We start from the raw sequence: 24,467 nt of genomic DNA, 5'->3' as shown, positions 1-24,467 counted from the left end.
TCTCCTGTTCCACGCCCATCAGGTTATGCGCTTCTCGTTCGATCAGCGGGAGCCAGTGCCCTCCATGGAGTCGAGCCGCCGCAGGATGATGCCCTCGCGCAGCGCCCACGGGCAGATGTCCAGCTCGTCCAGACCGAACAGGTCCATCGCCGCGTCCGCCACCAGGGCGCCGGCCAGCAGCTGTCTGGACCGGCCCTCGGAGACCCCGGGGATCTTGGCCCGCTCGGCCGGCGTCATGGTCGACAGCCGCGGCACCCAGGCGGCCAGCCCGCTGCGGCTCAGCTTGCGCGGCACCCGGGCACCGGCCTCGGTGGGGGCCGCGCCGGTCATCCGGGCCAGCTGCTTGAAGGTCTTGGAGGTGGCGACCGCGTGGTCCAGCGGCCCGAGCCGGGAGATCTCGCCGACCACAGTGGCGATCTGGGCCCGGACGTGCCGGCGCAGCTCGCGCACCGCCGCCGGGTCGGGGCGGTCGTCCGGCAGCATGACGGCGGTCAGCCGGCCGGCCCCGAGCGGCAGTGAGAAGGCGGCGTCGGGCTGCTCGTCGATACCGCAGGCGATCTCCAGCGAGCCGCCGCCGATGTCCAGGTCGAGCAGCCGGCCGGAGGACCAGCCGAACCAGCGGCGCACCGCCAGGAAGGTCAGCCGGGCCTCGTCCTGCCCGGAGAGCACCTGGAGCTCGACGCCGGTCTCCTCCTTCACCCGCTGAAGCACGGCCTCGCCGTTGACGGCCTCGCGCACCGCCGAGGTGGCGAACGGCAGCAGGTCCACCACGCCCTTGTCCTCGGCGACCCGCAGCGAGGAGGAGATGTGGTCGATCAGCCGGTGTATCCCGTCCTCGCGGATCGCGCCCCGCTCGTCCAGCAGCTCGGCCAGTCGCAGTTCCGCCTTGTGCGAGTAGGCGGGCAGCGGCGCGGCCCCCGGGTGGGCGTCCACCACCAGGAAGTGCACCGTGTTGGAACCTACGTCGAGGACACCAAGTCGCATAATTCACCACGCTACGCCACGGCACCTGCGGAAATCCCGCGTGTTCGATTGCTGATCGAGTCGTCGTGGCGTCAGCCTGGGATACCGACGATCCCTCCTACCCGGGAGCCAACTGAACATGACGATCAGTCACCGCCGACACGGTTCGGGCGAGCACAAAGTCATCGTGCTGCACGACTGGTTCGGCACCACCGCCGGCTGGGGTCCGTTCCTCGACTACCTGGACAGGTCGGCGTTCTCCTACGCGATGCTCGACTACCGCGGCTACGGGGACCGGGTCGCCGAGCCCGGTGACTACAGCCTGGCCGAGATCGCCCGCGACACCCTGGCGCTGGCCGACGAGTTGGGCTGGGAGACCTTCTCGCTGGTCGGGCACTCGATGGGCGGCAAGGCGGCGCAGCTGGTGCTGGCCGAGGCTCCGCACCGGGTGCGCAAGCTGGTCGGCATCTCGCCGGTGATGGCCGGCGCCTACCGGCTGAGCGACGAGGAGCGGGAGCTGTTCGAGGCCGCGGCGCAGAACTTCACGGCCCGGCGGATCATCCTCGACCTGGTGACCGGGCAGCGCGCCAAGGGCGTCTGGCTGGACCGGATGGTCGCCCGCTCCAGCGCCACCTCCCGGGTGGACGCCTTCGCCGCCTACTTCCAGGACTGGGCCGGGCAGGACTTCGCCGCCAAGGTGGCGGGGCTGGAGCTGCCGGTGAAGGTCTTCGTCGGCGAGCACGACCTGGCGCTGACCCGGGAGCTGATGGAGAGCACCTGGCTGCCGCTCTATCCGGGCGCCGAGCTGGAGGTGCTGGCGAACTCCGGCCACTACCCGATGTACGAGATCCCGGTGGCGTTCGCCAAGGCGCTGGAGGACTATCTGGCCGCCTGAGCCGCGCACCCCGACACGGAACACCACCCGGCTGCCCTACCCTTGCCGGGTGGCCGCCATCGACATCCCCGCCCCCACCAGCAAGAAGCCCCTCCCCGAGGTCGGGCTGGACTTCCCCCGCGCCTGGGTCGAGTTCGCCGACCCCGCCGACGAGGACCAGGTGTTCCGCTGCGACCTCACCTGGCTGACCTCCCGCTGGGGCTGCATCTTCGGTCAGGGCTGCCACGGCATCCGCCCCGGCCGCGGCGAGTCCGACGGCTGCTGCACGCTGGGCGCGCACTACTCGGACGAGGACGACGAGCAGCGGGTGATCGGGCACGCCCGCCGGCTCACCCCCGAGACCTGGCAGTACTTCGCCGAGGGCACCGACAAGAAGGGCCGGCTGAAGCTCGACGGCGGCATCACCATGCTGGACGAGGACGGCGACCGCCAGACCCGCCGGGTGGACGGCGCCTGCATCTTCCTCAACCGCCCGGGCTTCGCCGGCGGCGCCGGCTGCGCGCTGCACACCCTGGCGCTCAAGGAGGGCAAGGAGCCGCTGGAGACCAAGCCGGACGTCTGCTGGCAGCTGCCGATCCGGCGCACCTACGACTGGATCGACCGCCCCGACGACACCCGCTACCTCCAGGTGTCGATCGGCGAGTACGACCGGCGCGGCTGGGGTCCGGGCGGCCACGACCTGCACTGGTGGTGCACCAGCAGCCCGGAGGCGCACCAGGCCTCGAAGCCGGTGTACGTCAGCTACCGGCCGGAGCTGATCGAGCTGATGGGCGCCGAGGCGTACGCGGTGCTGGCCGAGCTGTGCGAGCAGCGGATCGCCGCCAAGGGCGACCGCAAGCTGGCGCCTCACCCTGCCGACGGCAAGCGCGGCAAGAAGGCCAAGTCGGCCGAGTAGCAAGCCACTTGGCGATGTTGCCTACGTGGCGACGTCGCCTACTTGTCGATGTCCCCGACCACGAAGAACATCGACCCGAGGATCGCGACCATGTCGGCCACCAGGGTGCCGGGCAGCAGCTCGGTGAGCGCCTGGATGTTGTTGAAGGACGCCGAGCGGAGCTTGAGCCGCCACGGCGTCTTGTCGCCGCGCGAGACCAGGTAGTAGCCGTTGACCCCGAGCGGGTTCTCGGTCCACGCGTAGGTCTCGCCCTCGGGGGCCTTGAGCACCTTGGGCAGCCGCAGGTTGACCGGGCCGGCGGGCAGCTGGGCCAGCCGGTCGAGGCAGGCGTCGGCCAGGTCCAGGGAGTTGGCGGTCTGCTCCAGCAGGCATTCGAAGCGGGCCAGGCAGTCGCCCTCCTCGCGGAGCGCCACGCTGAGCACGTCCCGCAGTTCGCCGTACGCCAGGTAGGGCTCGTCGCGGCGCAGGTCGAAGTCGACGCCGCTGGCCCGGGCGATCGGGCCGGTGACGCCGTACGCGCGCACGTGCTCCGGGGAGAGCACCCCGACCCCGGCGGTGCGGGCCCGGAAGATCTCGTTGCCCAGCACCAGGTCCTCGAAGACCGGCAGTTGGGCTCGGACCGCCGCGATTGCCGTACGCACCCGGCCGAGCCAGCCGGCCGGCAGGTCCTCCTTGAGGCCGCCGACCCGGTTGAACATGTAGTGCATCCGCCCGCCGCTGGCCTCCTCCAGCACGTGCTGGAGCTCCTCGCGGGCGGTGAAGGCGTAGAAGACCGGGGTGATCCCGCCGAGCTCCAGCGGGTAGGAGCCGAGGAACATCAGGTGGTTGAGCACCCGGTTGAGCTCGGCCAGCAGGGTGCGGGTCCAGACCGCGCGGACCGGCACCTCCATGCCGAGCATCCGCTCGACGGCGAGCACCACGCCCAGTTCGTTGCCGAAGGCGGAGAGCCAGTCGTGCCGGTTGGCCAGCATGATGATCTGCCGGTAGTCCCGGGCCTCGAAGAGCTTCTCGGCGCCGCGGTGCATGTAGCCGATGATCGGTTCGGCCTCGACGATGCGTTCGCCGTCGAGCAGCAGCCGCAGCCGCAGCACCCCGTGGGTGGCCGGGTGCTGCGGGCCGATGTTCAGCACCATGTCGGTGGCGGTGGTCTCCGCTCCCGCACCGACGCCGACCGTGGTCTCCCTGAGGTTGCTCATGTTTCCAGAGTCTGCCATCCCGGCAGCCCCGCCAGGCTCTGCGGTATCGGCATCCGGACGGCCTGGAGCAGCCAGCCGAAGCCGCCCAGGCCGGCGCTCGCGGTGAGCTCCGCGGCCTCCCCGGCACCGGCCAGCGCCCGCAGGTAGCCGGCCGGGTCGCTGCTCGCCAGGGCCAGCGGCGGGCGGACCCCGGAGACCCCGAGGGCCCGCAGGGCGTCCCGCTGCGTCGTCCACAGGCTGTGGAAACCGGGAACGGCCACCGCGTCCAGCGCCACATGGGCGGTCAGGTCGCAGCCGCCGTCCGGCACCGGGGCGACCTCCCGGCCGGCCCGGAAGCCGGTCAGGGTGCCGAACGGCGGCCGGTCCTGGCGGCGGTGCGCGTAGTCCACCGCCACCGCGAGCCCCCGCTCCAGCGCGCCGACCGCCGCCGCCCAGGCCTCGTCCCGCGGCCGGCCGATCTCGAAGCGCTCCCCCTCCGGCCACCAGCGCGCCACCCACGCGGCGTCCGCCGGCTCCAGCGGCCCGCCGAGCCGCTCCGCCCCGCTCTCGTCCACCTCCACGTAGCGCAGCACCCCGGCGTCGTCCCGCTCGGCCAGGTCCAGCGGCACGTTGTCCAGCCACTCGTTGGCGAACAGCAGCCCGACCGCCCCCTCGGGCACCGTCTCGCGCCAGCGCACCTCGGGCGGCAGCCCGTCCGGCCGCGCGGCCAGCTCCACCCCGTAGGCCCGCAGCCGCCCCGGCAGCAGCCGCGCCAGCCGCCCCACCAGCTCACCGCGGCCGGCCCCGACGTCGATCAGGGCGATCCCCTCCGGACGGCCGAGCGCCTCGTCCACCTCCAGGAGCAGGCGGCCGACCGCCTCGGCGTACCGCGGTGAGGCGTGCACGGACGTCCTGAAGTGCCCGGCCGGGCCCTCCGGGCGGCGGTAGAAGCCGTCCTCGGCCGCGTACAGGGCCCGCTCCATGGCAGGGCGCCAGCGCATCCACGTCATGCCGGTGACGGTACCGGCCTCCGACCTGCGGACGATGCCCGGATCGCTCTCCCGGTGGACGGGTACGCCCCTTTCGCCTGCCTAGGCTTGGTCATGTGCATCGACTCTATGCCTGGCTTCGCGGACGCCCGATGGTGGTCGACGGTGCCTGGGCAGTCCTGGTGGTCCTCCTGTCGCTGGTGTCCCACTTCAGCGACGACGCCTGGCACCGGACCGGCTACTTCGTCATCACCACGCTGATCGGCTGCCTGATGGTGGTCCGGCGGCGCTGGCCGGCGCTGGCGGTCACCGCCGGCCTCGGGCTCGGCCTGCTCCAGGTGGCCCTGGCCGTCCCGCCGCAGTTCTCCTCGATCGGCTACCTGGTCTTCACCTACACCGGGGCCGCGTTCGGCGCCCAGTGGGTGTCCCGGCTGGCCCTGACCGGCGGCCTGCTGGCCGGTCCGCTGGCCATGCTGGAGGAGTACTGGCGCAGCGTCGACTCGGCGCCCCCCGGACGCGGCGTGCTGCAACGGGCCTTCGTCGGTGCCCTGCTCTCCACCCCGTTCATCCTCTGCTGGGCCTGGGGCCGGCTGACCCGGGTGCGCCGCGCCTACTTCACCGAGCTGGAGGACCGGGCCGAGCGGCTGGAGCGGGAGCGCGACGCCCAGGCCAAGGTGGCGGTGGCCGCCGAGCGGGCCCGGATCGCCCGGGAGCTGCACGACGTGGTGGCGCACAACGTCTCGGTGATGATCGTTCAGGCCGACGGCGCCGCCTATGTGATGGACAACTCACCGGCCCAGGCCAAGGAGGCGCTCGGCACCATCGCCACCACCGGGCGCCAGGCGCTGGTCGAGATGCGCCGGCTGCTGGGCCTGCTGCGCACCGCCGACACCACCGACGAGTACGTGCCGCAGCCCAGCGTGCAGGAGCTGCCCGAGCTGCTGGAGCAGGTCCGCACCGCGGGTCTGCCGGTGGAGTTCACCACCTCCGGCACCCCGCGCGAGCTGCCCCGCGGGGTGGAGCTGACGGTCTACCGGATCGTCCAGGAGGCCCTGACCAACGTCCGCAAGCACGGCGGGCCCAACGTCAGCGCCCGGGTCGCGGTGGACTTCGGCGACCGCGACCTGAACGTGGTGATCGAGGACGACGGACGCGGCAGCACCGACGAGCAGCTGGCCAACGGCGGTGCCGACGGCCAGGGCCACGGCCTGATCGGCATGCGGGAGCGGATCGGCATGGTCAGCGGCAGCCTGGACGCCGGGCCGCGGCCCGGCGGCGGCTTCCGGATCCGCGCGGTGCTCCCGCTCAAGGCCGCCCGATGACCCCCACGGAGAGGACCCACGTGACCATCCGCGTGATGCTGGTGGACGACCAGGAACTGCTGCGCACCGGATTCCGGATGGTGCTCCAGTCGCAGCCCGACATCGAGATCACCGCCGAGGCCGGCGACGGCGCCGCCGCCCTGGAGGTGCTCGCCGGGCCCGGCGGGGCCGCCGTCGACGTCGTCCTGATGGACGTCCGGATGCCCCGGCTGGACGGCGTGCAGGCGACCCGCCGGATCTGCCTGGACGACGACGGACTGCCGCGGCCGGGCGCCCCGAAGGTGCTCATCCTGACCACCTTCGACCTCGACGAGTACGCCTTCACCGCGCTCAAGGCCGGTGCCGGCGGCTTCCTGCTCAAGGACGTGCCGCCGCCGGAGCTGGTCAGCGCGATCCGCGCGGTGCACGCGGGCGACGCGGTGGTGGCCCCCAGCACCACCCGGCGGATGATCGACCGGTTCGCCGAGGTGCTGCCCGTCACGCAGCCGCCGACCGGGCCGACCGCCCTGGCCCCGCTCACCGACCGCGAGCGGGAGGTGTTCCTGCTGGTCGCCCAGGGCCGGTCGAACGGCGAGATCGCGGCCGGGCTGACGCTCTCCGAGGCCACCGTGAAGACCCATGTCGGCCGGATCCTGGCCAAGCTGGGGCTGCGCGACCGGGTGCAGGCCGTGGTGCTCGCCTACGAGGCCGGACTGCTCAAGGCGGGCGGCCGCTGAGCCCACTCTCGGCCGGGCCGTAGGATGGGACGGACCGTCTGGTACCCGTAGAGGACTGGAACGCCGTGAGCTCTTCGTTCGACTCCCCCGCCGGCCCTCCCTGGGACTTCGTCCGGGGGGACCTTCAGGACCCCGCGGAGCGCCCGGCGCGCCTCGCCGTCGGCGTGGTCGGCACCGGCCGGGTCGGCCCCGCGCTGGGCGCCGCCCTGCAGCTGGCCGGCCACCAGGTGGTGGCCGCCGCCGGGGTGTCCACCGCCTCGCGCCGCCGCGCCGAGGCCCTGCTGCCCGGGGTGCGCCTGGTGTCGCCCCCGCAGGTGCTGGCCGCCGCCGACCTGGTGCTGCTCACCGTGCCCGACGACGCGCTCGCCGACCTGGTGGCCGGGCTGGCCGCCACCGGTGCGGTCCGTCCGGGCCAGCTGCTGGTGCACACCTCCGGCGCGCACGGCGTCGCGGTGCTGGAGCCGGCCACCCGGGCCGGCGCGCTGCCGCTGGCGCTGCACCCCGCGATGACCTTCACCGGCACCTCGGTCGACCTGGCCCGGCTGGCCGGCTGCCCGTTCGGGGTGACCGCCCCCGAGGAGCTGCGCCCGGTGGCCGAGGCCCTGGTGGTGGAGATGGGCGGCGAGCCGGAGTGGGTGCCCGAGGAGGTCCGCCCGCTCTACCACACCGCCCTGGCGCACGGCGCCAACCACCTGGTGACCCTGGTGGCCCAGGCGATGGAGCTGCTGAGCGCCGCCGGTGTCGCCGAGCCGGGCCGGATGCTCGGCCCGCTGCTCGGCGCGGCCCTGGACAACAGCCTGCGCTCCGGCGACGCCGCGCTGACCGGCCCGGTCGCCCGGGGCGACGCCGGCACCGTGCGCCGCCACCTGGCGCAGCTGACTACGGTGTCCCCGGACATCCCGACCGCCTACCGGGCGATGGCGCGGGCCACCGCCCAGCGCGCCTTGGCGCACGGGACGCTCAACGAAGAAGCGGCGGCCTCGCTGCTGGACGTACTCAACGAGGAGATGCACTGATGGCCCGCCCCAAGCCCGCCGCGAAGCCGGCCGGCACCCGGCTCACCCACACCGTCGAGGACTTCGAGTCCGCCTTCTGGCCGGACGAGCACCCGGTGGACAACGCCGTGGTGATGACCATGGGCGCGCTGCACGAGGGTCACGCGGCGCTGATCCGGGCCGCCCGCCGCCAGGTCGGCCGGGACGGCCGGGTCGCCGTGACGGTGTTCGTCAACCCGCTGCAGTTCGGCCCGAACGAGGACCTGGACCGCTACCCGCGCACCCTGGCGGCCGATGTGCGCCTCGCCGAGGAGAACGGCGCCGACGTGGTCTTCGCCCCGCTGCCCGAGGAGGTCTACCCGAACGGCGAGCCGCTGGTCCGGCTGACCGCGGGGCCGATGGGCGAGCGGTTCGAGGGCGCCAGCCGCCCCGGCCACTTCGACGGGATGCTGACGGTGGTGGCCAAGCTGCTGCACATCACCGACCCGGACTACGCGTTCTTCGGTGAGAAGGACGCCCAGCAGCTGGCCGTCATCCAGCGGATGGTGGCCGACCTGGACTTCGACGTCGAGATCGTCGGGGTGCCGACCGTCCGCGAGCCGGACGGCCTGGCGCTCTCCTCGCGCAACCGCTACCTCTCCGAGGCCGAGCGCGAGCAGGCGCTGGCGCTCTCGCGAGCGCTGTTCGCCGGCCGCGACGCGGGCGCGCAGGGCCCGGCGGCGGTCCGCGCGGCCGCCGCCGAGGTGCTGGAGGCCGCCGACGGCGTCGAGTTGGACTACCTCGCCCTGATCGACCCGCACGACTTCGTCGAGGCGCCGGACGACTTCCAGGGCGAGGCGGTGCTGGCGATCGCCGCGAAGGTGGGTGCCACCCGCCTGATCGACAACATCCGCATCATCGTTCGATAGCCGGCAAGACCACCGGTACGTTCGACCACCGGCAAGCAACCCCCAGGCATGCACTCAGAGGAGGCGTGACCATGCTTCGCACCATGTTCAAGTCCAAGATCCACCGGGCCACCGTGACCCAGGCCGACCTGCACTACGTGGGCTCGGTGACGATCGACCAGGACCTGCTCGACGCGGCGGACATCCTGCCCGGCGAGCTGGTCCACATCGTCGACATCAACAACGGCGCCAGGCTGGAGACTTACACCATCGCCGGGCCGCGCGGCACCGGCGTGATAGGCATCAACGGCGCCGCCGCCCGGCTGGTCCACCCCGGCGACCTGGTGATCCTGATCGCCTACGCGCAGATGGACACCGCCGAGGCCAGGGAGTTCGAGCCGACCGTGGTCTTCGTGGACGCCGAGAACAAGATCACCGGCACCGGGTCGGACGCCGCCGAGGCGCTGCCGGGCACGGACACCCTGCGCGGCGACGCCGTGCACACCCGCTAGGAGCACCGCCGTGACCCATCGTCTCACCGCCCCCCGCCCGGGCTGGACCGCCGACACCGACGTGGTGGTGGTCGGTTCCGGCGTGGCCGGGCTCACCGCCGCGCTCGGAGCGCGCCAGGCCGGCCTGCGAGTGACGGTCGTCAGCAAGGCGATGCTCGACGACGGCTCCACCCGCTGGGCCCAGGGTGGCGTCGCCGCCGCCCTGAGCGAGGGCGACAGCCCCGAGCAGCACCTGGACGACACCCTGGTGGCCGGCGCCGGGCTGTGCGACGAGCCGGCCGTGCGGGTCCTGGTCACCGAAGGCCCGGGTGCGGTACGGCGGTTGATCGAGCAGGGCGCCGCCTTCGACACCGACCCGGACGGCGAGCTGATGCTCACCCGGGAGGGCGGCCACCACCGCCGCCGGATCGCGCACGCCGGCGGTGACGCCTCCGGGGCCGAGATATCCCGGGCGCTGGTCGCCGCCGTCCGCCGCGCCCCCGACATCGAGCTGGTCGAGCACGCCATGGTCCTCGACCTGCTCAAGGACGCCGAGGGCCACGCGGCCGGCCTCACCCTGCACGTGATGGGCGAGGGCGCGCGGGACGGTGTGGGCGCGATCCGGGCCCGGGCCGTGGTGCTGGCCACCGGCGGCATGGGCCAGGTCTTCTCGGCCACCACCAACCCGGCGGTCTCGACCGGCGACGGCGTGGCGCTGGCCCTGCGGGCCGGTGCCGAGGCGGCCGACCTGGAGTTCGTCCAGTTCCACCCGACGGTGCTCTGGCTCGGTCCGCAGGCGCACGGCCAGCAGCCGCTGGTCTCCGAGGCGGTCCGCGGCGAGGGCGCCCACCTGGTGGACGCGGCGGGCATCCGGTTCATGGTCGGGCAGCACGAGCTGGCCGAGCTGGCCCCGCGCGACATCGTGGCCAAGGGGATCACCCGCCGGATGCAGGCCCAGGACGCCGACCACATGTTCCTGGACGGCCGGCACTTCGGCGCCGAGATGTGGGCCGAGCGGTTCCCGACCATCCTGGCGTCCTGCCGCGCGCACGGGATCGACCCGGTGACCGAGCCGATCCCGATCTACCCGGCCGCGCACTTCGCCTCCGGCGGCGTGCGCACCGACCTGCACGGGCGCACCTCGGTGCCGGGTCTGTACGCCTGCGGCGAGGTGGCCTGCACCGGTGTGCACGGCGCCAACCGGCTGGCCTCCAACTCGCTCCTGGAGGGCCTGGTCTTCGCCGAGCGGATCGCCGCCGACCTGACCGAGCGCCACCGGGCCGGCGAGCTGCCGGAGCGCACCGTGGACGTGGCGGCCGCCGCGGCCGCGCAGCCCGTCCCGCTGCCCGCGCCGGAGACCCGGGCCCGGATCCAGCACCTGATGTCGCGCGGCGCCGGCGTGCTGCGCTCGGCCGAGTCGCTGGCCGAGACCACGGCCGGCCTCGCGGAGCTGAGCCGGGACGCCGCGGCCGACGCCGCCGAGCAGAAGCCGGCCGATCCCCGGGTGGAGACCTGGGAGGCGGCCAACCTGCTGCTGGTCGCCACCGCGCTGGTCACCGCCGCCGGCGCTCGCACCGAGACCCGCGGCTGCCACTGGCGCGAGGACCACCCGGAGCGCGACGATGCCCGCTGGCAGCGTCACCTGATCACCACCCTGGACACCACCGGCGTCCGGCTGACCGACAGCACGCTCGCCGAGAGCACAGAGGAGCACTGACACATGGCCCACGAGCACCTTCCGATGGCCGAGGAGCCGGGCGGCTGCGGCGACAGCTGCGGCTGCGGCGACGCCGAGGGCTACGAGACCGGCCTGGACCCGGCGCTGGCCGAGCTGCTGGAGGAGGCCGGCCTGGACCCGGTCGAGGTGGAGGACATCGCCACCCTGGCACTGGCCGAGGACCTGGCCGGCGGCGAGGACGTCACCTCGGTGGCGACCGTGCCGGCCGACGCGGTGGCCACCGCCGACTTCACCGCCCGCGAGGCCGGCACGGTGGCCGGCCTGCGGATCGCCGAGGCCGTGGTCTCGCTGATCTGCGAGGAGGAGTTCGAGGTCGAGCGGCACGTCGAGGACGGCGACCGGGTCGAGGCCGGCCAGGTGCTGCTCTCGGTGCGCAGCCGCACCCGCGACCTGCTGACCGCCGAGCGCACCGCGCTCAACCTGCTCTGCCACCTGTCCGGCATCGCCACCGCCACCCGGGCGTGGGCGGACCGGCTGGAGGGCACCGGCGCGGTGGTCCGGGACACCCGCAAGACCCACCCCGGCCTGCGCTCGCTGCAGAAGTACGCGGTGCGCTGCGGCGGCGGCGTGAACCACCGGATGTCGCTCTCCGACGCCGCGCTGATCAAGGACAACCACGTGGTCGCCGCCGGCGGCGTGGCCGAGGCCTTCCGGGCCGTCAAGGCGGCCTACCCGGAGCTGCCGGTGGAGGTCGAGGTCGACCACCTGGAGCAGATCCCGCCGGTGCTGGACGCCGGGGCGGAGCTGATCCTGCTGGACAACTTCACCGTCGAGCAGCTGAAGGAGGCCGTCCAGCTGGTGGCCGGCCGGGCCAAGCTGGAGGCTTCCGGCGGCCTGACCCTGGCCACCGCGCGGGCGGTTGGCGAGACTGGTGTCGACTACCTGGCGGTCGGCGCCCTGACCCACTCGGCGCCGGTCCTGGACATCGGCCTGGACCTGCGCTCCTGACGCTCCGTCAGATCACCACCGGCCCCCGTCACCCTGGAGAACGGCAGCCCATGCTCCTCACCATCGACGTCGGCAACACCCAGACCACGCTCGGCCTGTTCGACGGCGGGGAGGTCGTCGAACACTGGCGGATCTCCACCGACCCGCGCCGCACCGCCGACGAACTGGCCGTGCTGATGAACGGGTTGATGGGGGCTCATGCCCAGCAGGTGGACGGGCTGTCGATCTGCTCCTCGGTTCCGGCCGTGCTGCACGAGCTCCGCGAGGTGACCCGCCGCTACTACGGCGACGTCCCCGCGGTGCTGGTGGCACCCGGCGTGAAGACCGGGGTGCACGTGCTGATGGACAACCCCAAGGAGGTGGGTGCCGACCGGATCGTCAACGCGCTGGCCGCCAACCACCTCTACGGGGGGCCGTGCATCGTGGTGGACTTCGGCACCGCCACCACCTTCGACGCGATCAACGAGCGCGGCGACTACGTGGGCGGGGCGATCGCCCCCGGGATCGAGATCTCGGTGGAGGCGCTCGGGGTGCGCGGCGCCCAGCTGCGCAAGATCGAGCTGGCCCGCCCGCGCAACGTGATCGGCAAGAACACCGTGGAGGGCATGCAGTCCGGGGTGCTCTACGGCTTCGCCGGGCAGGTGGACGGCCTGGTCAACCGGATGTCCAAGGAGCTCTCCCCGAAGGACCCGGAGGACGTCCAGGTGATCGCGACCGGCGGGCTGGCCCCGCTGGTGCTCGGCGAGGCCGACTCGATCGACGTGCACGAGCCCTGGCTGACCCTGATCGGGCTGCGCCTGGTGTTCGAACGCAACAAGCCGGCGAGCTGACCCGCTCGGACCAACCGCGATTGACACGACGCCAGGTTTCCGACAAATCGGATATTCCTCACGTAGTGTCAACTCATGCCTACGCCACACGGGTCCCGCGGCGGCATGGCCTTCAGCGCCGACGAAGTGCGCGTGCTGCGCCGTGCCCTCGCCCAGGCCCTCCACCCCACCGTCCCCGCCCAGCTGCCACTCGGCGCCGACCTGGCCGTCCTCTGGGCGGAGGACGTCCAGGAGGCGCTCCGGCTGGCCGAGGCGATCGACGAGGCCGTCCTCGAAGGCGGCCGACTGCGCGGCTTCCTGCTGGCCGAACTGGCCCGCTACCGAGCCGCCCTGCCCGGCACCGCCCGCGGCTACCTGGAGCGCCTGGAAGAGGCCGTCGCCGACGGCTACCTCCCGGAACCTGACGACCTGTCAGCCCTGCGCACCCTCACCCGCCAGCCCTGCGGCCCCGGCGAGCGCACCCGCCGCTCCCGACTGGCCGGCCGCTGCCACGCGCTGGCCGAGGCCGCCGTCCGCGAGCGCCTGGCCCGCACCACCGTGCCGCCGGCCCGCCATCTGACGGCCGTCCCCAGCCCCGACCGCTCCGAAGGGACCAGCATGACCTCCGAACCGCGCCGCCCGGCCCCCGCCCCGGCCCCGACCCCGGCCCGCATCCCCACCCCCGCCGAGCTCTTCGCCCGCCGCCCCCGCCCGCCCCAGCACCGCGAGCCCCCGCAGCAGACCGAAGACCACGAGGAGGACGAGCCGCAGGAGCTGGCGACCGGCACCGGCTGACCGCGCCCGACCCGCTCCCGGGAGCGCACCCCGCAGTGCCCCGTCACCCCGGTTTATCCGGTGGCGGGGCACTGAGTTTCGCTCGCTACTCTGGTGAGGTGAGCGATCAGAGCAGCCTTCCCGCGACCGACGACCTTCCGGAGCAGATGCGCGTGCGGCGCGAGAAGCTGGAGCGGCTGCGCGCCGCCGGCATCGACCCGTACCCGGTCGGCTTCCCGCGCACCACCACCATCGCCGACCTGCGCGCCAAGCACCCCGACCTGGCTCCGGACATCGCGACCGGTGAGCGGGTCGGCGTCACCGGCCGGGTGATCCTGGCCCGCACCGGCGGCAAGCTCTGCTTCGCCACCCTGCGCGACGGCTCCGGCGACCTGCAGGTGATGCTCTCGCTCGACAAGCTCGGCGAGGAGCGGCTGGCCGCCTGGAAGACCGACATCGACCTGGGCGACCAGGTGGGCGTCGAGGGCGAGGTGATCACTTCGCGGCGCGGCGAGCTGAGCATCATGGTGGACGACTGGGCGCTGACCGCCAAGTGCCTGCGCCCGCTGCCGGACAAGCACAAGGGCCTGACCGACCCGGAGGCCCGGGTCCGCCAGCGGTACGTCGACCTGATCGTCAACCCCGAGGCGCGCGAGATGCTGCAGCTGCGCACCCGGGTGATCCGCTCGATCCGCCGCACCTACGAGGACCGCGGCTACCTCGAGGTCGAGACCCCGATGCTGCAGCCGATCCACGGCGGTGCCAACGCCCGGCCGTTCATCACCCACATCAACGCCTACGACATCGACCTCTACCTGCGGATCGCCACCGAGCTGTACCTCAAGCGGCTGGTGGTCGGCGGCGCCGAGAAGGTCTTCGAGATCAACCGGAACTTCCGCAACGAGGGCGCGGACGCGACCCACAACCCGGAGTTCACCGCGCTGGAGTCGTACGAGGCGTACGGCGACTACGACACCCAGGCCGAGCTGATCCGGGCGATCGTGATCAACGCCGCCAAGGACGCGCTGGGCACCACCGTGGTCCGCGGCACCGACCCGCACGGCGTGGAGCACGAGATCGACCTGGCCGAGCCGTGGGAGGAGGTCAGCGTCTACCCGGGCATCTCGGCGCGGATCGGCACCGAGATCACCCCGCAGACCAGCGTCGAGGAGCTGCGGGGGCTCTGTGACGCGGCCGGCGTGCCCTACGAGAAGGAGTGGGGCCACGGCCAGATCGTCCTGGAGATGATCGAGCGGCTCCTGGAGGAGAACGCGATCCGCCCGACCTTCATCAAGGACTACCCGACCGAGGTCTCCCCGCTCACCCGGCAGCACCGCTCGATCCCGGGCGTCGCCGAGAAGTGGGATCTGGTGATCTTCGGTACCGAGATCGGCACCGCCTACTCGGAGCTGATCGACCCGGTCGAGCAGCGCGCCCGGCTCACCGCGCAGTCGCTGCTGGCGGCCGGCGGCGACGTCGAGGCGATGCAGGTGGACGAGGACTTCCTGCGCGCCCTGGAGTACGCGATGCCGCCCACCGGCGGCCTCGGGCTCGGGGTGGACCGCCTGATCATGCTGCTCACCGGCAAGAACATCCGCGAGACGGTGCTCTTCCCGCTGGTGAAGCCCGAAGCCAAGGGTGCCGCGGCCGCCAAGGCCGATGACGCCGATTCCGAAGAGGAGTGATCCGATGCAGTACGTGAGCGCGATCGTGCCGCCGCTGGTGATGGCGATCGGTTTCGGGTTCCTGGTGCGGGCCATCATCCGCAGCCAGGGCGGCGCCCAGAAGGGCAAGGAGGACGCCGCCGCCGACGCCCTGGCGCGGGCCTCCCGGCAGGACGCCGTCCAGTAGCCGCCCGGTAGCCGTCCAGTACGTGCGGCGGGCCACCCGCCCGCACAAGGCCGCTCCCCGCCCAGGGAGCGGCCTTCCGCATTTTCCGGACAAATATCCCTAAAGTGGTCATATGGTCCGGCCACTGGGCGAACTGGAGAACGCCGTCATGACCCGGGTGTGGGAGTGGAACCGCCCGGTGACGGTTCGCGAGGTGCTGCTCGATCTGCGCACGGAACGGGATATCGCCTACACCACCGTGATGACCGTGCTCGACAAGCTCTATCGAAAGGGCTGGCTGCGCCGGGAGCGGGACGGCCGGGCCTATCGATATGCGCCGGTGTCGTCCCGCGAGGCGTACACGGCAACGCTGATGCACGACGCCTGGGCCACCAGTGACAATCCCGCGGCGGCCCTGGTGCACTTCTTCGGCATGATGTCGGCCGAGCAGCGGGAAGCCCTCGGTGACGCGCTCCGGGTGGCCGGTCCGGAGGCGGAAGGCCCGACGCGATAACGTCCCGCCATGGAGGTCACCATCCGCCGGGCGCGGACCAGTGATGTGCGGGCCGTGCGCCGGCTCATCGACGCCTACTCGCGCGACGGTATTCTGCTCGACAAGCCGACCGTCACACTGTTCGAATCCATCCAGGAGTTCTGGGTCGCGGAACGCGATGAGGACGGCAGGGTGGTGGCGTGCGGGGCGCTGCACGTGATGTGGGAAGACCTGGCCGAGGTCCGCACCCTGGCGGTGGATCCGATCTGCCGCGGCCACGGGATCGGGCACATCCTGTTGGACAAGCTGCTGCAGACCGCGCGCTGGCTGGGCGTCCGTCGGATTTTCTGCTTGACGTTCGAGGTCGCGTTCTTCGCGAAACACGGCTTCGTGGAGATCGGGGAAACCAATGATGGTACGACAGACCCCGCCGTCATCGCTACGGAAGTGTATGAAGAACTCCTTCGGTCCTACGACGAAGGAGTGGCGGAGTTCCTCGACCTGGAGCGGGTGAAGCCCAACACCCTGGGCAACTCCCGCATGCTGCTGCACCTGTGAACCGGCCCCGGGGACTTGCCGTACCGCACATGACTCCGTCCCCCGAACAGCCCGGGGTTTGTGTTTTCCGAGAAAAGGCGGTTTCCTTTCCCTAAGGCATTGGATCGTTAAGCGGAAAGGGAGTCCCGTGGCACAGAGGGTGCAGGTCATTCTTGAAGACGATCTCGACGGCGGTTCGGCGGACGAGACGGTGACGTTCGCCCTCGACGGCGTTGCCTACGAGATCGACCTGAAGTCGGACAACGCGGAGAAGCTGCGCAGCCTGCTCGCTCCGTACGTCGACAAGGGCCGCAAGCAGAGCGGCCGGCTCACCAGCGCGCGCCGCACCGGCGGCCGCGGCTCGGCCCGTCCGGCCTCCGGCAGTGCGGACACGGCCAAGATCCGCACGTGGGCGAAGGACAACGGCTACAACGTGAACGACCGCGGCCGGGTCCCGAGCAACGTGCGGGAGGCCTACGAGGCGGCGCAGGTCGGCGCCGCCTGATCCGTCGGCGCCACGGCACCGGCGACCGCGCGGCCCGGCCGCCACGACGGGGCGCGGAGGGCCTCCCTCCGCGCCCCGTGGCCGTGCCCGGGGGCAGCGCCGCAGCGGCGGCCGCCGGCGGCCCCGGGGCCCTCGGCGGCGGGCGCGGTGGCCGTGTGATCAGTCATGGACTGTGCAACGCTGGATCAACGGCACGGTCACGCCGACCGACCCCGTTCGGCGGCACCGGCGCCCCACCCCGGGCCCGCCTCCGGCTGAACCCCTGTCACTCGGGGCCCGGCCGGGCGGACTTCTCGCCTGGCGAACAACGCCACCCGGGAAACTGCACGAGAAGCGCCGGAATTTCCGGTATGAATGCAGGTGGGACGGCCATCAGTGCGGTTCGCGGGGCTCCGGTCCGGAGCGTGTTCGCCATTGGCGTAGCGGGAACACGTGCATCGGCCGCACTGGCGGGAACACCGTCTCCCAGCATCAGGTTGGGAAGGGTGTCGGCTGGTCGCGCAGCTTGGATATCCCCGTGCACCGCGGGGAACTACGTGGGCCGCGCCGCTGAGCGGGACTAGCATGCGGAAGGACAGGGCGGGGACAGTCCCCGAACTGCCCGACCGCTCTGAGGAGCGATTAACGATGTTCGAGAGGTTCACCGACCGCGCGCGGCGGGTTGTCGTCCTGGCTCAGGAAGAAGCCCGGATGCTCAACCACAACTACATCGGCACCGAGCACATCCTCCTGGGCTTGATCCACGAGGGCGAGGGTGTCGCCGCTAAGGCCCTGGAGAGCCTCGGGATCTCTCTTGAGGCGGTCCGCCAGCAGGTCGAGGAGATCATCGGGCAGGGCCAGCAGGCCCCGTCCGGCCACATCCCCTTCACCCCCCGGGCGAAGAAGGTGCTGGAGCTGTCGCTCCGCGAGGCCCTTCAGCTCGGCCACAACTACATCGGCACGGAGCACATCCTGCTCGGCCTGATCCGTGAGGGCGAGGGCGTCGCCGCCCAGGTCCTGGTCAAGCTGGGCGCCGACCTCAACCGGGTGCGGCAGCAGGTCATCCAGCTGCTCTCCGGTTACCAGGGCGGCGGCAAGGAGTCGGCGACGGCCGGCGGTCCCGCCGAGGGCACCCCGTCGACCTCGCTGGTCCTGGACCAGTTCGGCCGCAACCTCACGCAGGCCGCTCGCGAGACCAAGCTCGACCCGGTCATCGGGCGCGAGAAGGAGATCGAGCGGGTCATGCAGGTGCTGTCCCGCCGCACCAAGAACAACCCCGTCCTGATCGGTGAGCCGGGTGTCGGCAAGACCGCGGTCGTCGAGGGCCTGGCCCAGGCGATCGTCAAGGGCGAGGTCCCCGAGACGCTCAAGGACAAGCAGCTCTACACGCTGGACCTGGGCGCCCTGGTGGCCGGTTCCCGCTACCGCGGTGACTTCGAGGAGCGCCTGAAGAAGGTGCTCAAGGAGATCCGCACCCGCGGCGACATCATCCTGTTCATCGACGAGCTGCACACCCTGGTCGGCGCGGGCGCCGCGGAGGGCGCGATCGACGCCGCCAGCATCCTGAAGCCGATGCTGGCCCGCGGTGAGCTGCAGACCATCGGTGCCACCACGCTCGACGAGTACCGCAAGCACCTGGAGAAGGACGCCGCGCTGGAGCGCCGCTTCCAGCCGATCCAGGTCGCGGAGCCGTCGCTGCCGCACACCATCGAGATCCTCAAGGGTCTGCGCGACCGGTACGAGGCCCACCACCGGGTCTCCATCACCGACGCCGCCCTGGTCGCCGCCGCCACCCTGGCCGACCGGTACATCTCGGACCGCTTCCTGCCGGACAAGGCGATCGACCTGATCGACGAAGCCGGCTCCCGGATGCGGATCCGCCGGATGACCGCGCCGCCGGACCTGCGCGAGTTCGACGAGAAGATCGCCGCGGTGCGCCGCGAGAAGGAGAGCGCGATCGACGCGCAGGACTTCGAGAAGGCCGCCTCGCTGCGTGACGACGAGAAGCAGCTCCTGAACGCCAAGGCGAAGCGCGAGAAGGAGTGGAAGGCCGGCGACATGGATGTCGTCGCGGAGGTCGACGAGGAGCTCATCGCCGAGGTCCTGGCCACCGCCACCGGCATCCCGGTCTTCAAGCTGACCGAGGAGGAGTCCTCCCGCCTGCTGCGCATGGAGGACGAGCTGCACAAGCGCGTCATCGGCCAGAAGGACGCCATCAAGGCGCTCTCCCAGGCCATCCGGCGTACCCGTGCGGGCCTCAAGGACCCGAAGCGCCCCGGTGGGTCGTTCATCTTCGCCGGTCCGTCCGGTGTCGGTAAGACCGAGCTGTCCAAGACGCTGGCCGAGTTCCTCTTCGGCGACGAGGACGCGCTGATCTCCCTCGACATGTCGGAGTTCAGCGAGAAGCACACCGTCTCCCGGCTGTTCGGCTCCCCGCCCGGCTACGTGGGCTACGAGGAGGGCGGCCAGCTCACCGAGAAGGTGCGCCGCAAGCCGTTCTCGGTCGTCCTCTTCGACGAGGTCGAGAAGGCCCACCCGGACATCTTCAACTCGCTGCTGCAGATCCTGGAGGACGGTCGCCTGACCGACTCCCAGGGCCGGGTCGTGGACTTCAAGAACACGGTCATCATCATGACCACCAACCTCGGCACCCGGGACATCTCCAAGGGCTTCGGCCTGGGCTTCGCGGCCTCGGGCGACACCCAGTCCGGGTACGAGCGGATGAAGGCCAAGGTCGGCGAGGAGCTCAAGCAGCACTTCCGCCCCGAGTTCCTCAACCGTGTCGACGACATCGTGGTGTTCCACCAGCTGTCCGAGGAAGACATCATCCAGATCGTCGACCTGATGATCGACAAGGTGGATGCCCGCCTCAAGGACCGCGACATGGGCCTGGAGCTCAGCATCGAGGCCAAGAAGCTGCTGGCCAAGCGCGGTTACGACCCGCTGCTGGGTGCCCGTCCGCTGCGGCGCACGATCCAGCGCGAGATCGAGGACCACCTCTCCGAGAAGATCCTCTTCGGCGAGCTGCGCGCCGGCCACATCGTGGTCGTGGGCGTGGAGGGTGAGGGCAAGGAGGCCAAGTTCACCTTCCGCGGCGAGGAGAAGACCGCTGTGGCCGACACCCCGGCTGCGGTGGCGGCTCCGGCGGCTGGGCCGGACCTGACCAAGTAAGGCGCTAGTCCAACGGCGGAGGCCTCCGATCCTGATGGATCGGAGGCCTCCGCCGTTGCTATCACTCCTCCTCCGGGGCGGTCTCGCACCAGACCGCCTTGCCGAGGTAGCCGTCCCCGCGCGGGCCGCAGCCCCAGCGGAGCGCGAGGGAGTCGACCAGGTGCAGGCCGCGACCCGACGAGTCGTCAGCGGTGGTCTGCCGGGGCAGCGGGGTGCCCTCGATGCGGTCGTGCACCTCGATGCGGAGCAGGTCGCCGGCGATGGCGAGCTTCACGTGGATCCGGGTGCCGTCGTTCTTCCCGTGCACCACGGCGTTGGTGACGAGTTCGGAGAGCAGCAACTCGCCGCGATCGGCGTAGCGTTCACCGCCCTTGACGCGGGCGAGCAGGTCGCGGAGTGCGGCGCGGGCTCTGGCCGGGGAACGGTCGCTGCGCGGCAACCAGCATTCTTCTTCCGCCCCTCCTGCGGGTGATTTGGCAACGGTTTCGGGCATGGCAGGGCCTCCCCTGTGGCACGGTGGCCGATAGTGCGGGCTTGCCGTTCCACGATGGCGGGAGATGGTGACGTTGCGCCAGCAGGCGAGCACCAACAGTAAGGTTGTTCAGGCGAAGGCGGCCCCGGTGAGCGACGTGAAGTTCGATTGGCGGTACTTCGGCGACGAGTTGAAGTTCCACCGCGAGGCAGCGGGGCTCTCCCAGCAGCAGTTGGGCGACAAGGTGCACTGTTCGGGCACCTACATCGGGCAGTTCGAGAACGCGACGCGCCGGCCGCAGCTGCCGCTCGCCAAGCTGTTCGACCAGGTGCTCGGGACGAACGGGCTCTTTGCGCGGATGTGCGAGAAGCTGCAGAACGACTCGCCGTATGACGACTACTTTGCGACGGCTGCCGAGTTGGAAGCAACCGCACAAACGATCTGCGAATACAGCCCCTTGCTCGTCCCTGGGCTGCTGCAAACACCCTCGTACGCACGGGCCGTGTTCCGTGCAGCGCAACCGCTGATCCCCGAGCAGGCCATCAGCGATATGGTTGCCAACCGCATGGCGAGGGCACGCATCCTCACCGATCCTGAGCGAACAACCCCGCTCCAGTTCTGGGCGATTCTCGATGAATCAATCCTCCGACGGCCAGTCGGCGGCCCCGCCGTCATGGCTGAGCAGCTGGGCGGCATCGCTCAACTCGCGGAGAACAACCAGATCATTGTGCAAGTGCTTCCCTTCAGTGCAGGAGCGCACTCCCTCCTTGAGGGCATGCTCCAAATCATGACCTTCGCCGACGAGCCGCCGGTCGGTTACGTGGAGGGCCCTGCCGCAGGGCAGTTGTTGGATGGTCCAGGCACTGTTGCCAGGTTGCAGATGTACTACGATCTCGCCCAAGCAGACGCACTGTCACGTGTGGCGTCGCTAAAACTGATCAAGTCAGCGGCAGAGGAATACGCTCATGGGCACTGACCACGAACTCTGCGCTGCATCCTGGCGCAAGTCCAGCTACAGCGGCGGCAGTGGCAACAACAGCTGCGTCGAGATCGCTGAAGGCTTCACGGGAGTCCTTCCGCTGCGCGACTCCAAGGACCCCAGTGGCCCGGCACTCGTTTTCGCTTCTGACGCCTGGTCGGCCTTCCTCTCCGCCCTCAAGGCCGACGCCTTCCCCACCACCTGAGCGCCAACTACCGTGGAGCAATGACCCCTTACTCCTGGCGCAAGTCCACCCACAGCGGTTCCAGCAACGGCAGCTGCGTCGAGGTGGCCGACGGCTTCACCGGCGCCCTTCCAGTCCGCGACTCCAAGGACCCCGCAGGCCCGGCGCTCACCTTCACCCCTGACGCCTGGTCAGCCTTCCTCGCCGCTCTCACGAGCGGCGAACAACTGTCCACAACAAGCACCCAGTTGTGAACCAGGACCGAAGGCCGGCGTGGGCACGTCGCGCACGGCTGCGGTTGCGCATCCGTAACCCCAGCAGTCCTCGCGGCGGGCAAGTGCGGCTGCCTCGCTGAAGGGCGGCTTGTCCGACGCGCTGGGCTCTGATCGAGCGCGTGATCACCTCGTGGCAGGCCCGGCACCCCTCCGTCACCGGCCACCAGGGCAACTTCGACATGCGGGAGATCGTCAACGCCCTGCTGTACCAGTGCCGCACCGGCGATCGGCGGACACGTCGTTCTGCCAGCCCGCCGAGAAAACCCATTGCAGGTGACCCGCGTCGGTTGTCTGATTGATCGGCCACCGATCAGGGACGGAACATGAGTGTGTCGCTGCCCACCCCCTCGTTGCACACCGCTCGTCTTCGACTGCGCGCATTCGAAGACGCGGATGCGAACGACCTCTTCGCACTGCACAGCAGCGCCTACGTGCTGCGCTACTGGGACTCGCCACCGTGGAGCGAACACGTGCGCGCCGAGAAGTTCATCACGGCTTGCCGGCAGATGGCGCAGGAGGGCACCGGGGCGCGGCTGGCCGTGGATCGTGTCTCCGACGGGGCGTTCATCGGCTGGTGCGGCCTGAGCAGGTGGAATCCGGACTACCGCAGCGCGTCGCTCGGCTACGTCTTCGACGATGCGGCGTGGGGCCACGGCTACGCGACCGAGGCCGCGCGCGCTCTGCTGCGGTGGGCATTCGACACGCTGGACCTGAATCGCGTCCAGGCTGAGGCCGACACGCGCAACGTGGCTTCTGCCCGCGTGCTGGAGAAGCTCGGCTTCGTGCGTGAAGGGACCCTGCGGGAGGACTGCGTCGTCAACGGCGAGGTCTCTGACTCGTGGGTCTACGGGCTGATCAGGCGGGAGTGGCGGCCGTCGTCGGAGCCGGTTCCCGCCCACTGAGACAGAGGGGTCACATTCGCCGTCGTCTTGTCACCAAGCAGTGCAGTGGCGTTGTGAACACGCTCGCGCCCGCTGCGGGGGTGGTCAGATCAGGAGCAGGGTCTTGCCCAGGGCGCTTCGGCTTTCGATCGCAGCGTGCGCGTCCGCGGCGTGCTCCAGCGGGAAGGTCTGTCCGATGATCGGCCGAACTCGGCCCGCGACCGCCTCCGCCATCACCTGTTCGGCCCACCGGTGCATCCGCGGCCGAAACCCGTACAACTGCTCGATTCCGATCACCTCGACTCCGCGCCTTTGCGCTTCCACAGGCTCGATCGCTGTCAGCTGACCGCTGGAGGCGCCGTGCACGGAGAACCGGCCATGGCGGGCCGTCACCTCGAACGCGGCCCGGCCGATCTCCCCGCCCACGCCGTCGAACACGACGTCGACTCCCGCGCCGCCGGTCGCCTGGAGGACCTGCTCGGTCCAGTCCGGTGCGGAGTAGTCGACCGCGGCCTCGGCCCCCAGGCTACGGATCAGGTCGAGCTTCCGCGTCCCGCGGGCAATCCCGATGACCCGGGCCCCGGCTGCCCGCGCCAACTGGACCAGCAGGTTGCCGACACCGCCGGCCGCCGCCTCGACCAGCACCCACTCCCCGGAAACGATCCGGGCCCCCTCGACCAGGCCTGTCGCGGTGCTGCCGTCTGTGTGCAAGGCGGCGGCCTCGCGCAAGCCCAGCCCTTCGGGTACCGGGATCAGGCTCTCCGCATCGGCCGCCACCCGCTCGGCGAAGGCGCCCGTCGCCCCGGCGTCAGCCAGAACGAGCCGACCGATCCAGCTCGGATCCGTCCCTTCCCCGATCGCGCTCACCCGGCCGGCGACCATGCCGCCCGGCACGTACGGCAGGTCGGGTTTGACGTGCCACTGGTCGACGCCACGGCGGATCTGGGTCTCGACGAACGTGATGCCCACAACGGACACCTCGACCATCACCTGTCCCGGTCCGACGACCGGCTCTGGTGCCTCGCCCGGAACCAGAACCTCCGGGCCCCCGAAACGCACCGCCTGCACCGTCCGCACGCTGATCACTCTCCTGTCCAGGTGACTACGACTCCTACGCCACGGATTCTTCAACCTCAACCAAGGTTGAGGTCAACGTTCCTGTGGCCCACATCACGCAGTTCTGGCCCTTGGCCCCGAGTCATGCGGATCGACGCGTCGCACCAGCGGCGTCGGGTTCGACGCCCCAGGTGAAGATCGTGCGGGGACGGATACGAATCAGTTCGGCGCTGACGACTACGGCCAACCCCCGCTTGCGGCCCGGCACCTTGGCAGCCGGACCGGGACTGGTACAGCGGCGCGTTGACGATCTCCCGCATCTCGTAGCGGCCCTGGTGGCCGCCGGCGGAAGGGGTGCTTCGCCTTCCACGCAGTGGTCACCGGCTCGATCAGCGCCCAGCGCTCGTCGGACAAGTCGCTCTTGTAGGGCCTGCGGTCGCTCACCGCGTCACTCCGACACGGCCTGGCCCATCGACCGGCCAGGAGGCCCCACAGTCACACGGGCAGG

Annotated in this window: 26 protein-coding genes and 2 pseudogenes; 22 read left to right on the top strand and 6 right to left on the bottom strand. The window is 71.2% G+C overall.

The window, feature by feature from the left end; translation table 11 throughout:
• Nucleotides 1-42 precede the first annotated feature (42 nt).
• Nucleotides 43-984: a Ppx/GppA phosphatase family protein gene (locus P3T35_RS02990; RefSeq protein WP_101381261.1), complete on the bottom strand. Its 942-nt coding sequence runs from the start codon at nt 982-984 to the stop codon at nt 43-45.
• 118 nt (nt 985-1,102) lie between these two features.
• Here P3T35_RS02990 and P3T35_RS02985 point away from each other — a divergent pair, with 118 nt between their 5' ends.
• Nucleotides 1,103-1,858, top strand: coding sequence for an alpha/beta hydrolase (locus P3T35_RS02985; protein WP_101381260.1), 756 nt, complete (start codon nt 1,103-1,105; stop codon nt 1,856-1,858).
• 49 nt (nt 1,859-1,907) lie between these two features.
• A complete protein-coding gene (locus tag P3T35_RS02980; protein WP_101381259.1) occupies nt 1,908-2,753 on the top strand; it encodes a hypothetical protein in 846 nt (281 codons plus the stop codon).
• A gap of 38 nt (nt 2,754-2,791) precedes the next feature.
• Here the strand turns inward: P3T35_RS02980 and P3T35_RS02975 are convergent, their stop codons facing one another.
• Together P3T35_RS02975 and P3T35_RS02970 are read right to left on the bottom strand one after the other, a co-directional pair.
• Nucleotides 2,792-3,949, bottom strand: coding sequence for an NADH-quinone oxidoreductase subunit D (locus P3T35_RS02975; RefSeq protein WP_101381258.1), 1,158 nt, complete (start codon nt 3,947-3,949; stop codon nt 2,792-2,794).
• Nucleotides 3,946-4,938: an SAM-dependent methyltransferase gene (locus tag P3T35_RS02970; protein WP_101381257.1), complete on the bottom strand. Its 993-nt coding sequence runs from the start codon at nt 4,936-4,938 to the stop codon at nt 3,946-3,948. The genes P3T35_RS02975 and P3T35_RS02970 overlap by 4 nt, the downstream gene beginning before the upstream one ends.
• A 95-nt stretch (nt 4,939-5,033) precedes the next feature.
• Here P3T35_RS02970 and P3T35_RS02965 point away from each other — a divergent pair, with 95 nt between their 5' ends.
• The 15 genes from P3T35_RS02965 to P3T35_RS02895 all read left to right on the top strand — a co-directional run bounded on the left by P3T35_RS02965 (nt 5,034) and on the right by P3T35_RS02895 (nt 20,112).
• Nucleotides 5,034-6,239, top strand: a complete 1,206-nt coding sequence (locus P3T35_RS02965; protein ID WP_101381256.1) for a sensor histidine kinase — start codon at nt 5,034-5,036, stop codon at nt 6,237-6,239.
• A gap of 20 nt (nt 6,240-6,259) precedes the next feature.
• Nucleotides 6,260-6,955, top strand: coding sequence for a response regulator transcription factor (locus tag P3T35_RS02960; protein ID WP_101381255.1), 696 nt, complete (start codon nt 6,260-6,262; stop codon nt 6,953-6,955).
• A 65-nt stretch (nt 6,956-7,020) separates the two neighbouring features.
• A complete protein-coding gene (locus tag P3T35_RS02955) occupies nt 7,021-7,971 on the top strand; it encodes a DUF2520 domain-containing protein (protein ID WP_280704048.1) in 951 nt (316 codons plus the stop codon).
• Nucleotides 7,971-8,858: a pantoate--beta-alanine ligase gene (gene panC, locus P3T35_RS02950; RefSeq protein WP_101381254.1), complete on the top strand. Its 888-nt coding sequence runs from the start codon at nt 7,971-7,973 to the stop codon at nt 8,856-8,858. Before P3T35_RS02955 ends, panC begins: the two co-directional genes overlap by 1 nt.
• A 71-nt stretch (nt 8,859-8,929) precedes the next feature.
• The gene (gene panD, locus P3T35_RS02945) at nt 8,930-9,349 is read left to right on the top strand and encodes an aspartate 1-decarboxylase (RefSeq protein ID WP_101381253.1); all 420 of its coding nucleotides are present in this window, start codon (nt 8,930-8,932) and stop codon (nt 9,347-9,349) included.
• Between the two features lie 10 nt (nt 9,350-9,359).
• Nucleotides 9,360-11,045: an L-aspartate oxidase gene (locus tag P3T35_RS02940; protein ID WP_101381252.1), complete on the top strand. Its 1,686-nt coding sequence runs from the start codon at nt 9,360-9,362 to the stop codon at nt 11,043-11,045.
• Between the two features lie 3 nt (nt 11,046-11,048).
• Nucleotides 11,049-12,014, top strand: coding sequence for a carboxylating nicotinate-nucleotide diphosphorylase (gene nadC / locus P3T35_RS02935; RefSeq protein WP_101381251.1), 966 nt, complete (start codon nt 11,049-11,051; stop codon nt 12,012-12,014).
• A gap of 50 nt (nt 12,015-12,064) precedes the next feature.
• Nucleotides 12,065-12,844 carry a type III pantothenate kinase gene (locus P3T35_RS02930; protein ID WP_101381250.1) on the top strand — a complete coding sequence of 260 codons (780 nt, stop codon included), beginning with the start codon at nt 12,065-12,067 and terminating at the stop codon, nt 12,842-12,844.
• 75 nt (nt 12,845-12,919) lie between these two features.
• Nucleotides 12,920-13,618, top strand: a complete 699-nt coding sequence (locus tag P3T35_RS02925) for a hypothetical protein (protein ID WP_101381249.1) — start codon at nt 12,920-12,922, stop codon at nt 13,616-13,618.
• Nucleotides 13,619-13,716: 98 nt separating this feature from the next.
• Nucleotides 13,717-15,282 carry a bifunctional lysylphosphatidylglycerol synthetase/lysine--tRNA ligase LysX gene (gene lysX / locus P3T35_RS02920; RefSeq protein WP_101381248.1) on the top strand — a complete coding sequence of 522 codons (1,566 nt, stop codon included), beginning with the start codon at nt 13,717-13,719 and terminating at the stop codon, nt 15,280-15,282.
• Between the two features lie 4 nt (nt 15,283-15,286).
• Complete coding sequence (locus P3T35_RS02915) at nt 15,287-15,448, top strand: hypothetical protein (protein WP_180356525.1); 162 nt, start codon at nt 15,287-15,289, stop codon at nt 15,446-15,448.
• Between the two features lie 112 nt (nt 15,449-15,560).
• The gene (locus P3T35_RS02910) at nt 15,561-15,941 is read left to right on the top strand and encodes a BlaI/MecI/CopY family transcriptional regulator (protein WP_101381247.1); all 381 of its coding nucleotides are present in this window, start codon (nt 15,561-15,563) and stop codon (nt 15,939-15,941) included.
• 9 nt (nt 15,942-15,950) lie between these two features.
• The gene (locus P3T35_RS02905) at nt 15,951-16,478 is read left to right on the top strand and encodes an amino-acid N-acetyltransferase (RefSeq protein WP_101381246.1); all 528 of its coding nucleotides are present in this window, start codon (nt 15,951-15,953) and stop codon (nt 16,476-16,478) included.
• 127 nt (nt 16,479-16,605) lie between these two features.
• Entirely contained in the window at nt 16,606-16,962 is a 357-nt protein-coding gene (locus P3T35_RS02900; protein WP_101381245.1) for an Lsr2 family protein, read from the top strand.
• Between the two features lie 627 nt (nt 16,963-17,589).
• A complete protein-coding gene (locus P3T35_RS02895) occupies nt 17,590-20,112 on the top strand; it encodes an ATP-dependent Clp protease ATP-binding subunit (protein ID WP_101381244.1) in 2,523 nt (840 codons plus the stop codon).
• Between the two features lie 61 nt (nt 20,113-20,173).
• Here P3T35_RS02895 and P3T35_RS02890 read toward each other — a convergent pair whose 3' ends face one another.
• Nucleotides 20,174-20,551, bottom strand: a complete 378-nt coding sequence (locus P3T35_RS02890) for an ATP-binding protein (RefSeq protein ID WP_280704038.1) — start codon at nt 20,549-20,551, stop codon at nt 20,174-20,176.
• 118 nt (nt 20,552-20,669) lie between these two features.
• On the opposite strand from P3T35_RS02890, the gene P3T35_RS02885 reads away from it, so the two are divergent.
• From P3T35_RS02885 to P3T35_RS02865, 5 genes and pseudogenes are all read left to right on the top strand, one after another.
• Entirely contained in the window at nt 20,670-21,560 is an 891-nt protein-coding gene (locus P3T35_RS02885) for a helix-turn-helix transcriptional regulator (RefSeq protein ID WP_101381242.1), read from the top strand.
• The gene (locus P3T35_RS02880) at nt 21,550-21,768 is read left to right on the top strand and encodes a DUF397 domain-containing protein (RefSeq protein WP_101381241.1); all 219 of its coding nucleotides are present in this window, start codon (nt 21,550-21,552) and stop codon (nt 21,766-21,768) included. Before P3T35_RS02885 ends, P3T35_RS02880 begins: the two co-directional genes overlap by 11 nt.
• 20 nt (nt 21,769-21,788) lie before the next feature.
• Entirely contained in the window at nt 21,789-22,001 is a 213-nt protein-coding gene (locus P3T35_RS02875) for a DUF397 domain-containing protein (protein ID WP_101381240.1), read from the top strand.
• A gap of 128 nt (nt 22,002-22,129) precedes the next feature.
• Nucleotides 22,130-22,246 (top strand): annotated as a pseudogene (locus tag P3T35_RS40360) (IS5/IS1182 family transposase); the annotation flags it as partial.
• Nucleotides 22,247-22,351: 105 nt separating this feature from the next.
• Nucleotides 22,352-22,924: a GNAT family protein gene (locus tag P3T35_RS02865; RefSeq protein ID WP_180356880.1), complete on the top strand. Its 573-nt coding sequence runs from the start codon at nt 22,352-22,354 to the stop codon at nt 22,922-22,924.
• Nucleotides 22,925-23,008: 84 nt separating this feature from the next.
• Here the strand turns inward: P3T35_RS02865 and P3T35_RS02860 are convergent, their stop codons facing one another.
• Nucleotides 23,009-23,980 (bottom strand): zinc-binding dehydrogenase, encoded by a 972-nt coding sequence (locus P3T35_RS02860; protein ID WP_101385118.1) that lies wholly within the window; start codon nt 23,978-23,980, stop codon nt 23,009-23,011.
• A 242-nt stretch (nt 23,981-24,222) separates the two neighbouring features.
• Nucleotides 24,223-24,403: pseudogene (locus tag P3T35_RS40355) on the bottom strand (transposase); the annotation flags it as partial.
• Nucleotides 24,404-24,467 lie beyond the last annotated feature (64 nt).

It is taken from the genome of Kitasatospora sp. GP30 (genome assembly GCF_029892145.1).
In the GTDB taxonomy this organism is placed as follows: domain Bacteria; phylum Actinomycetota; class Actinomycetes; order Streptomycetales; family Streptomycetaceae; genus Kitasatospora; species Kitasatospora acidiphila.
Note: the sequence above shows the minus strand (reverse complement) of the source record. Positions and strands in the feature narration are given on the sequence as shown.

Bases quoted from the DNA above. Each gene is read 5' to 3' on its own strand.
- P3T35_RS02925 (WP_101381249.1), top strand. From the start codon at position 12,920: ATGCCTACGCCACACGGGTCCCGCGGCGGCATGGCCTTCAGCGCCGAC.
- P3T35_RS02985 (WP_101381260.1), top strand. From the start codon at position 1,103: ATGACGATCAGTCACCGCCGACACGGTTCGGGCGAGCACAAAGTCATC.
- P3T35_RS02910 (WP_101381247.1), top strand. From the start codon at position 15,561: ATGGTCCGGCCACTGGGCGAACTGGAGAACGCCGTCATGACCCGGGTG.
- panC (WP_101381254.1), top strand. From the start codon at position 7,971: ATGGCCCGCCCCAAGCCCGCCGCGAAGCCGGCCGGCACCCGGCTCACC.
- P3T35_RS02895 (WP_101381244.1), top strand. From the start codon at position 17,590: ATGTTCGAGAGGTTCACCGACCGCGCGCGGCGGGTTGTCGTCCTGGCT.
- P3T35_RS02880 (WP_101381241.1), top strand. From the start codon at position 21,550: ATGGGCACTGACCACGAACTCTGCGCTGCATCCTGGCGCAAGTCCAGC.
- P3T35_RS02905 (WP_101381246.1), top strand. From the start codon at position 15,951: ATGGAGGTCACCATCCGCCGGGCGCGGACCAGTGATGTGCGGGCCGTG.
- P3T35_RS02930 (WP_101381250.1), top strand. From the start codon at position 12,065: ATGCTCCTCACCATCGACGTCGGCAACACCCAGACCACGCTCGGCCTG.
- nadC (WP_101381251.1), top strand. From the start codon at position 11,049: ATGGCCCACGAGCACCTTCCGATGGCCGAGGAGCCGGGCGGCTGCGGC.
- P3T35_RS02975 (WP_101381258.1), bottom strand. From the start codon at position 3,949: ATGAGCAACCTCAGGGAGACCACGGTCGGCGTCGGTGCGGGAGCGGAG.
- P3T35_RS02970 (WP_101381257.1), bottom strand. From the start codon at position 4,938: ATGACGTGGATGCGCTGGCGCCCTGCCATGGAGCGGGCCCTGTACGCG.
- P3T35_RS02875 (WP_101381240.1), top strand. From the start codon at position 21,789: ATGACCCCTTACTCCTGGCGCAAGTCCACCCACAGCGGTTCCAGCAAC.
- P3T35_RS02915 (WP_180356525.1), top strand. From the start codon at position 15,287: ATGCAGTACGTGAGCGCGATCGTGCCGCCGCTGGTGATGGCGATCGGT.
- panD (WP_101381253.1), top strand. From the start codon at position 8,930: ATGCTTCGCACCATGTTCAAGTCCAAGATCCACCGGGCCACCGTGACC.
- P3T35_RS02990 (WP_101381261.1), bottom strand. From the start codon at position 984: ATGCGACTTGGTGTCCTCGACGTAGGTTCCAACACGGTGCACTTCCTG.
- P3T35_RS02885 (WP_101381242.1), top strand. From the start codon at position 20,670: ATGGTGACGTTGCGCCAGCAGGCGAGCACCAACAGTAAGGTTGTTCAG.